The sequence below is a fragment of the Variovorax sp. W1I1 genome (genome assembly GCF_030815625.1).
In the GTDB taxonomy this organism is placed as follows: domain Bacteria; phylum Pseudomonadota; class Gammaproteobacteria; order Burkholderiales; family Burkholderiaceae_C; genus Variovorax; species Variovorax paradoxus_C.
Genome location: NZ_JAUSWZ010000001.1, coordinates 4,034,082 through 4,047,529, shown reverse-complemented (window position 1 = coordinate 4,047,529; position 13,448 = coordinate 4,034,082). Strand labels below are relative to the sequence as shown.

Annotated in this window: 11 protein-coding genes; 2 read left to right on the top strand and 9 right to left on the bottom strand. The window is 68.3% G+C overall.

The window, feature by feature from the left end:
* A complete protein-coding gene (locus tag QFZ83_RS19000; protein ID WP_307509035.1) occupies positions 1–1,560 on the bottom strand; it encodes a glycine betaine ABC transporter substrate-binding protein in 1,560 nt (519 codons plus the stop codon).
* 109 nt (positions 1,561–1,669) lie between these two features.
* On the opposite strand from QFZ83_RS19000, the gene QFZ83_RS18995 reads away from it, so the two are divergent.
* Positions 1,670–2,761, top strand: coding sequence for an ROK family protein (locus QFZ83_RS18995; protein WP_307509032.1), 1,092 nt, complete (start codon positions 1,670–1,672; stop codon positions 2,759–2,761).
* On the opposite strand, the gene QFZ83_RS18990 is transcribed toward QFZ83_RS18995, so the two are convergent.
* The 5 genes from QFZ83_RS18990 to QFZ83_RS18970 are packed head-to-tail and all read right to left on the bottom strand — an operon-like array spanning position 2,745 to position 9,380.
* Positions 2,745–4,280 (bottom strand): efflux transporter outer membrane subunit, encoded by a 1,536-nt coding sequence (locus QFZ83_RS18990; RefSeq protein WP_307509029.1) that lies wholly within the window; start codon positions 4,278–4,280, stop codon positions 2,745–2,747. The genes QFZ83_RS18995 and QFZ83_RS18990 overlap by 17 nt on opposite strands.
* 15 nt (positions 4,281–4,295) lie before the next feature.
* Positions 4,296–5,414 carry an ABC transporter permease gene (locus QFZ83_RS18985; RefSeq protein ID WP_307509026.1) on the bottom strand — a complete coding sequence of 373 codons (1,119 nt, stop codon included), beginning with the start codon at positions 5,412–5,414 and terminating at the stop codon, positions 4,296–4,298.
* Between the two features lie 17 nt (positions 5,415–5,431).
* Entirely contained in the window at positions 5,432–6,568 is a 1,137-nt protein-coding gene (locus QFZ83_RS18980; RefSeq protein WP_307509024.1) for an ABC transporter permease, read from the bottom strand.
* Positions 6,565–8,364 carry an ATP-binding cassette domain-containing protein gene (locus tag QFZ83_RS18975; RefSeq protein WP_307509021.1) on the bottom strand — a complete coding sequence of 600 codons (1,800 nt, stop codon included), beginning with the start codon at positions 8,362–8,364 and terminating at the stop codon, positions 6,565–6,567. The genes QFZ83_RS18980 and QFZ83_RS18975 overlap by 4 nt, the downstream gene beginning before the upstream one ends.
* Positions 8,364–9,380: an HlyD family efflux transporter periplasmic adaptor subunit gene (locus tag QFZ83_RS18970; RefSeq protein WP_307509018.1), complete on the bottom strand. Its 1,017-nt coding sequence runs from the start codon at positions 9,378–9,380 to the stop codon at positions 8,364–8,366. Before QFZ83_RS18970 ends, QFZ83_RS18975 begins: the two co-directional genes overlap by 1 nt.
* 99 nt (positions 9,381–9,479) lie before the next feature.
* Between QFZ83_RS18970 and QFZ83_RS18965 the strand changes: the two genes are divergently transcribed.
* Positions 9,480–10,193, top strand: coding sequence for a CerR family C-terminal domain-containing protein (locus tag QFZ83_RS18965; RefSeq protein ID WP_307509016.1), 714 nt, complete (start codon positions 9,480–9,482; stop codon positions 10,191–10,193).
* On the opposite strand, the gene QFZ83_RS18960 is transcribed toward QFZ83_RS18965, so the two are convergent.
* Genes QFZ83_RS18960 through QFZ83_RS18950 form a run of 3 tightly spaced genes read right to left on the bottom strand, consistent with a single transcriptional unit; the run spans position 10,171 to position 13,399 of the window.
* Positions 10,171–11,550 carry a phospholipase D-like domain-containing protein gene (locus tag QFZ83_RS18960; protein ID WP_307509012.1) on the bottom strand — a complete coding sequence of 460 codons (1,380 nt, stop codon included), beginning with the start codon at positions 11,548–11,550 and terminating at the stop codon, positions 10,171–10,173. The two genes, QFZ83_RS18965 and QFZ83_RS18960, sit on opposite strands and share 23 nt — an antisense overlap.
* Before the next feature lie 34 nt (positions 11,551–11,584).
* Positions 11,585–12,250, bottom strand: a complete 666-nt coding sequence (locus QFZ83_RS18955) for a glutathione S-transferase family protein (RefSeq protein WP_013540364.1) — start codon at positions 12,248–12,250, stop codon at positions 11,585–11,587.
* Between the two features lie 27 nt (positions 12,251–12,277).
* Positions 12,278–13,399 carry a 5-methyltetrahydropteroyltriglutamate--homocysteine S-methyltransferase gene (locus tag QFZ83_RS18950; protein WP_307509008.1) on the bottom strand — a complete coding sequence of 374 codons (1,122 nt, stop codon included), beginning with the start codon at positions 13,397–13,399 and terminating at the stop codon, positions 12,278–12,280.
* Positions 13,400–13,448 lie beyond the last annotated feature (49 nt).

Below are 13,448 nucleotides of genomic sequence, written 5' to 3'. Positions count from 1 at the left end.
TCAGGCCAGCGGGAGCGAACTGGGCGGTGCGCGTCGGCGACGGCGCATCGTCCATTCGATCAGTTCGAAAATTCCTTCGCTGATCAGCGCCATCGCCGCAGCCGGCAGAGCGCCGGCCAGCAGCAGTTCGCGGTCGTTCAACGCCAATCCGGTCACGATGCGCTCGCCGAATCCGCCCGCACCGATGAATGCCGCAATCGTCGCCGTACCGATGGCAATCGCAGTGGCCGTCCGCACTCCCGCCAGCAGCGTAGGCAGTGCCAGCGGCAGCAGCACGAGCTGAAGGCTCTGCGGGGGCGTCATGCCGAGCGCAGTGCCCGCCAGCCGCAGCCCGTTCGGCACTTCGGCCAGACCCGTCACCGTGTTGCGCATGATCGGCAGCAGCGAATAGAGCGTGAGCGCGATCAGCGCGGGCAGGGCGCCGATCGCCCCGAGCATCGAAATCAACACCGCCAACAGTGCCAGCGAAGGCACCGTCTGCATCAGGCTCGCGATGCCGAGCACCACGGCGCGCAGCCGCACATGCGAGAACACGAGGATCGCGATCGGCACGCCGATCAGGATCGCGATGCCCACCGACACCGCCACCAGCAGCAGGTGCTGGCGCGCGAGTTTCCAGAGGTCGGGGCCGAAGAGCTTGGCGGTGAAACCGCGGCGGGTGTCCTGCGCTGGCGCCGCTCCTGTCTTGCCGGTGCTCGCGATGAAGTCGCGCGCGATCACGTCGAAGGGCACGCTCTGCAACTCGGCGCGCGCATTCATCGCGATCATCGCGTGCTCGTCGACCTTGCCTTCGAGCGTCTGCAGCGCGGCCCATGCTTTCGGCAGCCTCGTGGGTAGATCGAGCTTGTAAAGCACCACCGCGTCGTAGCGTGGGAAGTACTTCCGGTCGTCCTCCAGCACGCGCAGGCCCAGGTGGTCGATCTTCGCGTCGGTGGTGTAGATGTCGATCGCGTCGATCTGCTTGGCGGCCACCGCTTCATACGCCAACCCATGGTCGAGGCCGGTCGGCGTTTGCGTGAAGCCGTAGCGTGCGGCCAGGCCCTTCCAGCCGTCCGCGCGGCCGAGGAATTCGTTCGAGAGGCCCAGCTTGAGTTCGGGGTGCTTCGCAAGATCGCTCAGCGTGCGAAGCCCGAGCCGCTCCGCATCGGCCGCACGCACGGCCAGCGCGTAGCCGTCGTTGAAGCCCAACGGAATCGCCACGCCCAGGCCCATCGGCGCAAGCGCTGCGTTCATCGCCTCGCGTGTGTCCGCCGGCGAGCCCTTGAGGATTTCGAGCGCGATGGTGCCGGTGTACTCGGCATAGAGATCGATGGCGCCCGAGCGCAGCGCTTCGTAGACGATGGCCGTGTTGCCCAGCCCCTGCCGCACGACGGGCGGCGACGCGGTGTGCGGCGCCGCCGTCTGCGCGAGCAGCTCGGCGAGGATGTACGACTCGGTGAAGCGCTTGGAGCCGACGCGCAGCGGCTCGTCCGCGGCCTGCGCGGGGCCGGAGACCGCGGCCATCCAGGCCATCGAGAACAACAGGGCGGCGCGCCAGAGGCGGCGGGGCAGGTGCAGCATCGGGGCAGTGTATAGAGAACACCTCGTTCGGCGTACCCGCCGCTCTCCTACACGCCGTGGTGTGCGGAGCCGATGCATGCCAAGGCGCGCGCGGGCCATAGTGAACGCCATGAAGCCCAAGACCGCCAAGAAGAAATCGACCCGCACCTCGAAAGAGAACCTGCCCGGCCCCGACGTTCACGGACTGCGCGAACTGCCCGGTTTGACGGTCGAGGGCTACAGCCTCCAGCTGCGCGACAAGGACGGCTTCGTCGGCGACCAGGCCAGCCAGACGGCCTTCAGGGAACTGCTCGAACGCTGGCGCAAGCGCAGCCGCAAGAACAACGGCAAGGACCCGCTCGGCGGCCAGCACTCGCGTGATCTCAGCAAGCGCGAACTCGACCTCGCGTTGCAGGAAAAAAAGGAGTTCGACGCCGGCTACGTGATGCACGCGGCCGTTTCGGAATTCTCGGAAGAACTCGCCTCGGTGATCCAGCGCTTCTTGCGCCAGCCCTCGTGGCACAACGTGCAGCGGATCGTCGTCGGCGGCGGCTTTCCGGAGAGCCATGTGGGCGAGCGGGCGGTCCTGCAGACCGGGGCCATCCTCGAAGACCTGGGCGTTCATGTGCAGCTCGGGCGCCTCTCGCACAACGTCGACGACGGCGGCCTGATCGGCTGGGTGCACCTGGCGCCGCGCGAGATGCTCAAGGGGCACGACGCCATCCTCGCGGTGGACATCGGCGGCACCAACGTGCGCTGCGGCATCGTCAAGACCCGCCACCGCAAGGCGCGCGACTTCTCGCTGGCGAAGGTGGTGCGGCGCGAGAAATGGCGCCATGCGGACGACGAGCCGAACCGCAGCAACATGGTCGAGCACATCGCAGACATGCTCGAGGACATGGTGCGCTACAGCGAGCGCAAGAAGATCCGGCTCGCGCCCTTCATCGGCATCGGATGCCCCGGGCTCATACGCCCCGACGGCTCGATCGCGCGCGGTGCGCAGAACCTGCCGGGCGACTGGGAAAGCCACGCCTTCCATCTGCCGAGCGCACTGTGGCGCCGCATGCCGATGATCGGCTCCGGCCCGACCCTGGTGCTGATGCACAACGACGCTGTCGTACAGGGCCTGAGCGAGCTGCCTTTCATGCGCGACGTGCAGCACTGGGGCGTGCTGACGATCGGCACCGGGCTCGGAAACGCGAGCTTCACGAACCGGCGCTGAGTTCCTTCGGCGGCACGCCGCCCGCGAGCGCCTTGTAAACGCCCACCAGGTTCACCGAGAGCCGGCTCGTGCTCTGCGCATGGTCGCGGCGCGCCTGCAGCAGCGCACGCCGCGCGTCGAGTTCGATGCTGAAATCGGTGAGACCGTTCGCATAGCGCGCATGCGCGAGCGTGAGCGCATCGCGGCTCTGGCACTCGCGCTCGATGAGTTCGGCTCGGCGCTGGCGCTCGGCGCTGTAGGCGTTGAGCGCGGTATCGATCTCGTGCCAAGCCTTGAGCACCGTCTGCTGGAAGGCGACGGCCGCTTCTTGCTGCTGTAGCTCGCGCAGGTCGACAGTGCTGCGGCGGCGGCCGTTGTCGAAGATCGGCAGGCTGAGCGAAGGGCCGACATGCCATTGCCGGCTGCCCCAATCGCCGAAGCGTTCGCTGCCGACCGACTCGTAACCGAAGCCCGCGCCCAGCGTGACGCGCGGATAGAGATCGGCCACGGCCACGCCCACGCGCGCGGTGGCGGCGTGCAATTGCGCCTCGGCCGCAGCGATGTCAGGGCGGCGCCGCGCGAGGTTGGCGGGGAGGCCGAGCGCGAGGTCGGGCAGCGGTGGCGCATCGCCCACGCTGTCGGTGGCGGCGTCCGCAAGTTCCGTGTTCAACCTGCCGGGTGGCGCACCGATCAGCAGCGTGATGCGGTTCATCGCATCGGCCTCCTGCTGCAGCAGCGATGGAATGCGCGCGCGCAGTTCGGCCAGCAGGGTGCGCTGGCGCACCGGGTCGAGGTCGGTGACAAGACCGCCATCGGCGCGCGCCTGCACGAGTTCGAGGGACTCGGCGGCGGCCGCGATGTCGGCGCGCGCGATGCGCAGTTCGCGCTGCGTGCCGCGCAGTTCGAAGTAGTTGCGCGCGAGTTCGGCCTGCACGCTGAGCTTGGCTTGCTCCAGCATCGCGGCTGACGCGGCCGTATCCGCGTCGGCAGCCTCCATGGCGCGGCGCACGCGGCCCCAGAGGTCGATTTCCCACGAGGCATCGAAGCCGGCCTGGTAGAGGTTGTAGGGCTCGCTGAGCGTGCGGATCAACTGATCCTTGTTGGCAACCGAGGAGCCCAGCGCATCGATCATCCGCGTGGCCGCGCCGCTCTCGCTTTGCCGTTGCCGCGTGACGCCCGCGCTCGCGTTGACCTGCGGGCCGCGCTGGGCGGCTGCGGTGGCGCGCTGCACGCGACTCTGCGCGAAGCGCAGCGCGGCGGTCTGCAGGTCGGGGTTGGCGGCGAGCACCACCGCCTGCAGCCGGTCGAGCACCGGATCGTTGAAGGCCTTCCAGTCGCCGGAAGTGATGGATGCCGTCGCGGGCGCCGCACCGCGTTCTGCACCGAGCAACGTGGGCGAGCCGCCGTGCCAGCTCGACCAGTCCGCGGGCGTGCGCGGTTCCGAAGGCTTGTGGTCTGGACCCACAGCACAACCGCCGACGAGAAGCGCAAGCGCGGCAGCGGCGGCCGCGTTGCATGTGAAATGGAAAGTGAGAGGCATGAGGTGCTCCCGTTATCAGACGAGACGATTGCGAAATAGCCACGCCGCCAGCGGCAGCGTGACGACCGCGATGATCGAAAGCGGAATCAGGTTGTGCCAGACCGTGCCCAGCCCCACGCCTTCGAGGTACACGCGCTGCACCAGGTCGATGGCGAAGCGCAGCGGATTGGCCATGGTGATCACCTGCAGCACATGCGGCATGTTGCGCACCGGCGTGGTGAGGCCCGACAGCAGCATCATTGGCATCAGCAGCACGAAGGTGTAGAGCATCGCCTGCTGCATGTTGGCCGACACGGCCGAGATCGACAGGCCGATGCCCACGCTCGCGACCGTGAAGAAGATGAGCCCGGTGTAGAGCGTGACCAGCGAGCCCGCCATCGGAATGCCGAACCAGAAGAGCGCCACCACGAGGATCAGCGACGACTGCGCAAGGCCCACCAGCACCGGCGGCAGCGCCTTGCCGATCATGATTTCGAGCGGCGACATCGGCGTGACCAGCAACTGGTCGAAGGTGCCTTGCTCGCGTTCGCGCGCCACCGAGAGCGCGGTGAGCAGCAGCGTCTGCAGCATGCTGAGCGCGGCGATCATGCCGGGCAAGAGGTTCCAGCGCGTCTCCAGGTTCGGGTTGAACCAGGCGCGCGATTCGATGACCAGCGGCGCGGGCGGTGCGCCCGCGCGCGTGCGCAGTTCGGCGTTGTAGCGCTCGACCACCGCGCTCACGTAGCCGGCTGCCGAGCCCGCGGTGTTGGAGTTGCGCGCATCGAGGATCAGCTGGATGGCGGCGGGCTGCCCCGCGCTGAGTTGCCGCTCGAAGTCGGGCGCGATCTGGATCACCAGCAGCGCCTTCTCGGTGTCGATCACCTCGCGGATGTCGGCCTGCGTGCGCAGCGTGGCCACGCGTTGGAAGACGCCGGTGCTGTCCAGGCGCGCGATGAGTTCTGTTGCCGCGCCGGTGCGGCTCTGGTCGAGCAGCGCATAGGGCACGTTCGCAAGATCGTAGGTGGCGCCGTAGCCGAAGATGAGGCTCTGCAGCAGCGCGGGCGCGAAGAGGATGGTGCGCGTCGCCGGGTCCTTCAGGATCGCGAGCAGCTCCTTCTTGCAGAGGTTGGCGATGCGCAGCAGGAAGTCGATCATCGTGTTTCCTTCGCGCCTCAGTCGAGGCTCTTGCGCGTGACGGCACGTGCGATCAGCAGCAGCCCGACGGCGTAGCAAAGCAGGATTGCGCAGTTGCGCCAGATGAGCGGCCAGACGTCGCCCGCGAGGAACAGCGTCTTGATCAGGTCCATGAAGTAGGTGGCCGGCAGCGCATGGCCGATGACGCGCACGGCCGTGGGCACGTTGCGCAGGTCGAAGAGAAAGCCCGACAGCATCATCGAGGGCATGAAGGTCGCGATCAGCGCGATCTGGCTCGCGAGGAACTGGTTGCGCGTGACCGACGAGATGACGAGGCCCAGGCTCACGGCCACGATCAGGTAGAGCATCGAGCTGAACACCACCACGACGAGCGAGCCGTACATCGGCACCGCGAACAGGAAGCGCGCCGCCAGGAGGCACAGCGCCAGGCCCAGCATGCCGACGCCGAAGTACGGAATGATCTTGGCCAGCAATATCTCGACCGGCCGCACCGGCGTGACGAACAGCGCCTCGAGCGTGCCGCGCTCCCATTCGCGCGCCATCACCAGCGCGGTGAGGAAGGCGCCGACCAGGGTCATGATGAGCACGATGAGTCCCGGCACCAGGTACCAGGTGCTGGTGTTCGCGGCGTTGAACCACATGCGCTGCTCGACGGTGACGTTGCCCACGGGCGGCGCGTCGGCGCCCGTCGTGCTGCCGAGGCGGTCGGCCCGCCGCACGGCCGTCTGGGCGAGGGCGCCGCTCACGTAGGCCTGGATGATGGTCGCGCGGCCCGCGTCGGCGCCATGCACGATCAGCTGCACGCGCGCGTTGCCCGCGGCCAGCGCGCGCGAGAAATCGCTCGGGATGCGCACGATGCCGTCGACCTTGCGCTCGCGCATCAGTTCCTCGGCGTCGTGCATGGAACCCAACAGCACCGGCGCGATGGTGGGCGAGAGCTGCAGGCCGGCGATGGCTTCGTGCGCGGTCGGCGAGGCGTCTTCCATCACCACGGCCACCGGCGCGTTCTTCACGTCGAGCGACATGCCGTAGCCGAAGATCAGGATCAGCACCATCGGCAGCAGGATGCCGATCGCGAGGTTGCTGCGGTCGCGCAGCAACTGGCGGAATTCCTTGCGCGTGAGGGAGATGAGGCGTGACCAGAAGCCGCTCATGCCGTGGCTCCTTCGGGTTGCTTCGCCGGGGTTTCCTTGCCCCTGCGCCGCGCCTTCTCGACGATGCCGATGAAGGCCTGCTCCATGTCGATGCGCTTGTCGCTGTCTTCGCCGTCGAGTGCTTGCGCGCGCACTTCCTGCGGCGTGCCGATGGCGAGCACCTTGCCGGCGTCCTGGATCACGATGCGGTCGCAGTACTCGGCCTCTTCCATGAAGTGCGTGGTGATGACGATGGTGGTGCCGCCCTCGGCCAGCGCGGTGATGCGGCGCCAGAACTCGCGGCGCGCGAGCGGGTCGGCGCCGCTCGTGGGTTCGTCCAGGAACAGGATCTCGGGCTCGTGCAAGAGGCCGGTGGCCATCGCGAGGCGCTGCCGGTAGCCGCCGGGCAGTTGGCCGCTGGGCGTGTCGAGTTCCCGTTCGAGGTCGAACTGGCGCAGCACCGTGTCCATGCGGTCGCGCAGCCGCTGCCCACGCAGGCCGTAGGCGCCGCCGAAGAACGAGAGGTTTTCGCGCACCGTGAGGTTGCCGTAGAGCGCGAACTTCTGCGAGACGTAGCCGATGCGCTGTCGAGCCTCTGCACGCGCATGGCGCAGGTCCACGCCGGCTACGCGCAACTGGCCGCCGCTCGCAGGCAAGAGGCCGCAGAGCATGCGGAAGGTGGTCGTCTTGCCCGCGCCGTTGGGGCCAAGCAAGCCGAAGATCTCGCCGCGCCGCACCGAGAAACTGGTGCTCGCGACGGCGACGAAATCGCCGAAGCGACGCACGAGGTCTTTCACTTCGATGACGACTTCGTCGGAGTCACCCTTGGCAGGGCTGGTCGTTGTAGCTGGGGTGGTGTTCGATGCGGATGTCTGTTGCGTGCGCAGCAGCGTCATGAAGCCGTCTTCGAGCCGCGGCGGCACCGGCTCCGCGTGCGCGCCAGCCAGCAGCGTGGCGAGCGCCGTATCGTCCGTGTCCTTGCGACGGATGAAGTGCACTTCGCCGCCTTGCGGCACCGCATCGACGATGTCCTGCTCTGCATCGAGCAGGCGGGCCTGCATCAGGCGCGGCGGTTCGCCTTCCGGCGGTGCGGCGATGAAGCACAGGCCCTCCGCATGGTCGCGGATCTCGGCCGGCGCGCCTTGCGCCAGCAGCTTGCCCTCGCGCAGCACGAACACATGGCTGCAGCGCTCGGCCTCGTCGAGGTAGGCGGTGCTCACGATCACCGACAGTTTTTCGTCGTCCACCAACTGCTGCACGATCTGCCAGAGTTCGCGCCTCGAGAGCGGATCGACGCCCACGGTCGGCTCGTCGAGCAGCAGCAGGTCGGGCGAGCGCACCAGCGTGCAGGCGAGGCCCAGCTTCTGCTTCATGCCGCCCGAGAGCTTGCCGGCGGGGCGGTCGGTGAAGCGGCCGAGGTCGGTCATCTCCATCAGCCGCGCATAGCGCTCGCGGCGCTTGTCCTTCGAAACGCCGTGCAGGTCGGCGTAGAGGTCCAGGTTCTCCTGCACGCTCAGGTCGTCGTAGAGGCCGAAGCGCTGCGGCATGTAGCTGATGCGGTCCTGCACCGCCTGCGGGTCGGCCGACACGTCGATGCCGAGCACACGCAGCTCGCCCTCGTCGGCTCGCATGAGGCCGGCCATCAGGCGCAGCAGCGTGGTCTTGCCCGCGCCGTCCGGTCCGACTAACGCGGTGAGCGTCCCCGCGGGGATTTCGAGCGACACGCCGTCGAGCGCGTGCACAGCTTGCTTCGACGACTTGAGCGTGAAGCGCTTGTGCAGGGAGCGTCCGGCAACCGCCGGCTCGGTGGCGGACATCAGGGCTTGCCGGTGGTGTCGGAGAACTGCAGCCGCACGGTGGCCGGCATGCCCAGGCGCAGGCGGTCCTGCTTGTCCTCGACCATCACGCGGATCTCGTAGACGAGGCTGCTGCGCAGCTCCTCGGTCTGCACGGTCTTGGGCGTGAACTCCGCCACCGAGGCGATGTAGCCGACCTTGCCGGCGATGGCCTCGCCGGGTTGGCTGTCGGTGCTCACGCTGGCGGCCTGGCCCGGCTTCACGCGGCCCAGATCAGACTCGGCCACATAGGCGCGCACCCACTTGGGATCGGTGATCGCGAGCGTGAAGGCCGGACGCTGCGGCGAGGCCATGTCGCCGGGTTCGAGCAGGCGGGCGCGCACCACGGCGTCGATGGGCGCCTTCAGTTCCGCTTCGGTGAGCTGGTGGATCATGAGCGCGAGGTCGGCGCGCGCGGATTCGAGCTGGGCCTGCGCCTGCGCGATGTCTTCCTTGCGCGGACCGGTGACGACGAGCTGCTGCGCCTTGCGCGCGTTGTCGAGCTGGGCGAGGGCGACCTTGCGCCTGGCCTGCGCGCTGTCGAGGTCCTGCTGGCTGACCGCGCGGCCTGCGGTCGTCTGGCTGATGCCCTGCAGGCGCGCGAGCTGCTGCTGCGCGAGGTCGGCATCGGCCTGCGCGGCAGCCACCTGCGCGCCGGCCTGCGCCACCTCTTCGGGGCGGCTGCCGGTCTTCAGGCGCAGCAGAGCCTGCTCCTGCACGCCGATGCGCGCCTGCGACTGCGCCACGCGCAATGCGAGCGTGCGGGTGTCGAGCTTGCCGAGCACCTGGCCGGCCCGGACGTGGTCGCCTTCGCGCACCGCGAGCTCGGCCACGCGGTCGTTGGCGTTGAAGGCGAGCGAGACCTGACGCACATCGACGTTGCCGTAGAGCACGAGCTGGTCCGACGGCGCAGCCGAGCGGTGGGCGTACCACCAGCCGCCGGCCGCGGCGAGCAGCAGCGCGACGACAGCGACGGCGATGAGAGGTTTCTTGTTCATGGCGTGTTTCCTGCCGGTTTGCGGACTCGGATGCGGCCGGATGTTATCAAATTCAAATTTGAATTTGAAGTTATTTTTCAATTCGATTAACCTCGGCGGATGGCCACCAGCTCTTCCAGTACTTCCGTGCGCACGCAGCGCACCGACGGCAACACCACGCGCCTGCACATCCTGGAGACCGCGGGCCAGCTGTTCGCCGAGCGCGGTTTCGCCGATGCCACGAGCAAGGAAATCTGCACCCGCGCCGGCACCAACATGGCCGCGATCAACTACCACTTCAACGGCCGCGACGGGCTCTACGAGGCCGTGCTGATCGAGGCGCATCGACAGGTGGTGAGCATCGACGAGCTGGCCAGCCTCGCCAGCGCATCGAGCGATCCGCGGCTCAAGCTGCGTGCGTTTCTCACGCACCTGATCGAGATGGGCAGCCAGCCGAAGGCGCCCTGGGGCTTTCGCGTGGTGCTGCGGGAAGCCCTGTCGCCGTCGCCGGCGCTGCCGATGATGATCAAGCGCGCGGTGCTGCCCAAGGCCAAGCTGCTGCGCGGCCTGCTCGGCGCCATCGTGGGCTTGCCCGACGACCATCCGGCGGTGCAGCGCGCACTGCTGTTCACCGTGCTGCCGTGCATCGTGATGATGGTGGCGCCCAAGGACCTGAGCAACAAGGTGCTGCCGGCGCTGAAGGACACCCAGGCCCTGGCCGACGACCTGATGCGCTACGTGCTTGCCGGTCTCGATGCGGTGGCGAAGGAAGCCAAGGCCTCCGAGCCCGCCGAGTCCGTGGCAGCGCCGGCTAAAGCTGGAAAGCGACGGTAAGCAGCAGCCCCTCGGCCACGTCGCGCACGAGGCCCGGGCGCCGCGCGCGGTAAGGCTCGCCGGCCGAGGCGGTGGTGTCGATCCACTCGGCCAGCCAGTCGATCTCGTTCGCGCCATAGAACACGACCGCCGCCTCGTGGTTCAGCAGCAGGCTGCGCAGGTCGAGGTTGATCGAGCCGCACATCGCCAGCTCGTTGTCGACCACCACCGCCTTGGCGTGCGCCATGAAGGGCAGCATGCGAAAGCTCACGCCCGCGCGCGCCAGGTCGCGCATGGCGCGGGCGCGCACGAAGTCGGCCAGGCGGTGGTTCGATTGCGCGGGCATCGCGATCGTCACCTGCACGCCGCGCCGCGCCGCCAGCCGCAGCGCATCGCGCAAGCCGTCGCCGGGCACGAAGTACGGCGTGATCGCGAGGATGCGGTGCTCGGCGCGGAAGCACGCGTCGATCAGGAGCGCGTGCGCGGTGTCCTCGGTCTGGTCGGGGCCGCTCGGCAGGAACTGGGCCATCGCGGTGCCGGGGGCTTCGAGCAGGTCGTCGCAGGTGATGGCGCGCGCCTTGCGCACGCGCACCGAGCGCCAGTCGTGATCGAACTGGCGTGCCGCAGCGGCCGCCACGCTGCCGCGCAGGTCGAACGAAAGATCGCGCCACGCCTCGGGGTGCTTGTCGTTGCCGGTGAAATATTCGCCCGCAAGATTGCGCCCGCCCGACCAGAGCCAGCCGTCGTCGGCAATGGTGAACTTGCGGTGGTTGCGCAGGTTGCGCGGCCCGGTGCGGCGCAGGCTGAAGAAGGGCCGAAACACCGCCACCTCGCCGCCCGCCGCGCGCAGCAGGTCGAAGTGATGGCGCGGCAGCGAGAGCGCGCCGAAGCCGTCGAGCAGCACCCGCACCTTGATGCCGTCCCGCGCACGCTGCGCGAGCCGTGCCAGCACCGCATGGCCCAGCGGGTCGTCGCCGATGATGAAGGTGCACACGTCGATGCGCTCGCGCGCGCCGTCGATCACCTCGAACAACGCGAGCCGCGCCTGCTCGCCGTCGGCATGCAGGCGCACCGCGCAACGCCCCGGCGGCGCGAGGCCGAAGCTCTCGATGAGGTCGGCCGCCCAGTGCCCCGGCGGCACCGAGCGCGGCGGCCGCGGCGAGCCGGCCGGGCGCAGCTTGCGCTGGCCGAACAGCAGGTACATCGGGAGGATCAGGTAGGGCATCAGCACCAGCCCCATCACCCACGCGATGGCGGTGGTGGGGGCGCGCTGCTCGCGGCGCGCGCGGGTGGTCAGTACGTAGACGAGCAGCGCAAAAGTGACGACGAGGAAATGCTGCGAGGGAGAAGGCAGCCAGTCGAACCCTGTATTCGGCATGGGGCCGATGATGCCTCAGCGCGCCTGCAATGGATCAGCGCTGCAGGAAGGCGGGCACCTCGCGGCCCTCGGAGGCGAGGAACTTCATCATCGGGTCGACCACCGCGTGCACCGCGGGCCGGTCGCGCACGCGGTTGCGCCAGGCGATGAGGCGCGGCGTGGCATCGGTCATGCCGGCGCCCTTGCGGTCGGCAAAGATGCAGGCCATGTAGAAGGCGATGTCCGCGAAGGAGTAGGGGCCCGCGAGGTATTCGCGTCCGGCGAGCAGGCCTTCCATCTCGGCGTAGTAGCGCGCGCAGGCTGCGCACGCGGCGACGGCCGGCGCGCTCTGCATGTCGTTCTGCAGGCCGAAGAGCTTGATGACGTTCGGGAAGAACACCTCGTCGGCCTTCTGCTCCAGCTGCCGCGCCCGTGCCCGGTCGGCGATGCCTTCGGGCCACAGGGCGGGAGTGGGGTAGCGGTCTTCGAGGTACTCGAAGATCTGGGTCGAGTCGAACAGCGCCACCGCGTCGTCGACCAGCACGGGCACCTGCTGCTTGACGGCGTTGACCCGAAGCACCTCGGGGTGCTTCGGCTCGTAGGCGTCGTCCTTGGTGAACGGCACCATGACGAGGTCGAAGGCGACGCCTTTTTCGCGTGCCGCGATCTCGACCTTGGCGCCGAACATGCTGAGGGGGCCGGAATAGATGTGAGTCGTCATGCCCCCGACTTCACCAGAAACGGCGCGTCAGGTCGAGCCCCAGACCTCCTGCGCCGTCTCGACCACCAAGCGCAGCTTGTTGCGCTGCGCTTCCACCGCGATGTTGTTGCCGTGCACCGTGCTGGAGAAGCCGCACTGCGGCGACAGCGCGAGCTGCTCGAGCGGCGCGTACTTGGCGGCGTCCTCGATGCGGCGCTTGAGCTCGTCCTTGTCTTCCATCTCGCCGAACTTGGTGGTCACGAGGCCCAGCACCACCGTCTTGCCCTTGGGCAGGTAGCGCAGCGGCTTGAAGTCGCCCGAGCGGGCGTCGTCGTATTCCATGAAGTAGGCGTCGAGGTCCATCTCCTTCAGGAGCGCCTCGGCCACCGGCTCGTAGTTGCCGGCCGCGGCGTGCGTGCTCTTGAAGTTGCCGCGGCACAGGTGCATCGCGAGCAGCATGCCCGGCGGCTTCTGCGCGACCACTTTGTTGATGAATGCGGCATAGCGATGCGGCAGTTCGTTCGGGTCGTCGCCGCGCTTGCGGGCGGCTTCGCGCATGTGCTCGTCGCAGAGGTAGGCGAGGTTGGTGTCGTCCATCTGCACGTAGGTGCAGCCGGCCGCGGCCAGCGAGCGCAGTTCGTCGCCATAGGCCTTGGCCACGTCGTCGTAGAACACCGGATCGAGCTCGGGGTACGCGTCCTTGCTGATGCCGGCGCGGCCGCCGCGGAAGTGCAGCATGGTCGGCGAGGGGATCGTCACCTTGGGCGTGCGGCCCGCGGAAACCTGGCTTTTCAAGTACTGGAAATCGGCAAGCTGGATGTCCTTGACGTGGCGCACCTTGTCGAGCACGCGCATCGCGGGCGGCGCCAGTTCCTCGGTGCCGTCGGGCTTGCGGATGGTGACCGGAATGTCGGTCTTCACGCCGCCGAGCTGGTCGAGAAAGTCGATGTGGAAATACGTGCGGCGGAACTCGCCGTCGGTGATGCTCTTGAGGCCGATGTCTTCCTGGAAGCGGACGATCTCGGTGATGGCCTTGTCTTCGACCGTGCGCAGTTGCTCGGGCGTGATCTCGCCCTTGGCCTTCTGCTCGCGCGCTTCGAGCAGGTATTTGGGGCGCAGGAAACTGCCGACGTGGTCGTAGCGTGCGGGCAGGGCGGCGTGCTGGGACATGGGGTGAACTCCGTCGTGGCTGATAACGAACGGAGCATCCTATCGCCTT

Bases quoted from the DNA above. Each gene is read 5' to 3' on its own strand.
- QFZ83_RS19000 (WP_307509035.1), bottom strand. From the start codon at position 1,560: ATGCTGCACCTGCCCCGCCGCCTCTGGCGCGCCGCCCTGTTGTTCTCG.
- QFZ83_RS18995 (WP_307509032.1), top strand. From the start codon at position 1,670: ATGAAGCCCAAGACCGCCAAGAAGAAATCGACCCGCACCTCGAAAGAG.
- QFZ83_RS18990 (WP_307509029.1), bottom strand. From the start codon at position 4,280: ATGCCTCTCACTTTCCATTTCACATGCAACGCGGCCGCCGCTGCCGCG.
- QFZ83_RS18985 (WP_307509026.1), bottom strand. From the start codon at position 5,414: ATGATCGACTTCCTGCTGCGCATCGCCAACCTCTGCAAGAAGGAGCTG.
- QFZ83_RS18980 (WP_307509024.1), bottom strand. From the start codon at position 6,568: ATGAGCGGCTTCTGGTCACGCCTCATCTCCCTCACGCGCAAGGAATTC.
- QFZ83_RS18975 (WP_307509021.1), bottom strand. From the start codon at position 8,364: ATGTCCGCCACCGAGCCGGCGGTTGCCGGACGCTCCCTGCACAAGCGC.
- QFZ83_RS18970 (WP_307509018.1), bottom strand. From the start codon at position 9,380: ATGAACAAGAAACCTCTCATCGCCGTCGCTGTCGTCGCGCTGCTGCTC.
- QFZ83_RS18965 (WP_307509016.1), top strand. From the start codon at position 9,480: ATGGCCACCAGCTCTTCCAGTACTTCCGTGCGCACGCAGCGCACCGAC.
- QFZ83_RS18960 (WP_307509012.1), bottom strand. From the start codon at position 11,550: ATGCCGAATACAGGGTTCGACTGGCTGCCTTCTCCCTCGCAGCATTTC.
- QFZ83_RS18955 (WP_013540364.1), bottom strand. From the start codon at position 12,250: ATGACGACTCACATCTATTCCGGCCCCCTCAGCATGTTCGGCGCCAAG.
- QFZ83_RS18950 (WP_307509008.1), bottom strand. From the start codon at position 13,399: ATGTCCCAGCACGCCGCCCTGCCCGCACGCTACGACCACGTCGGCAGT.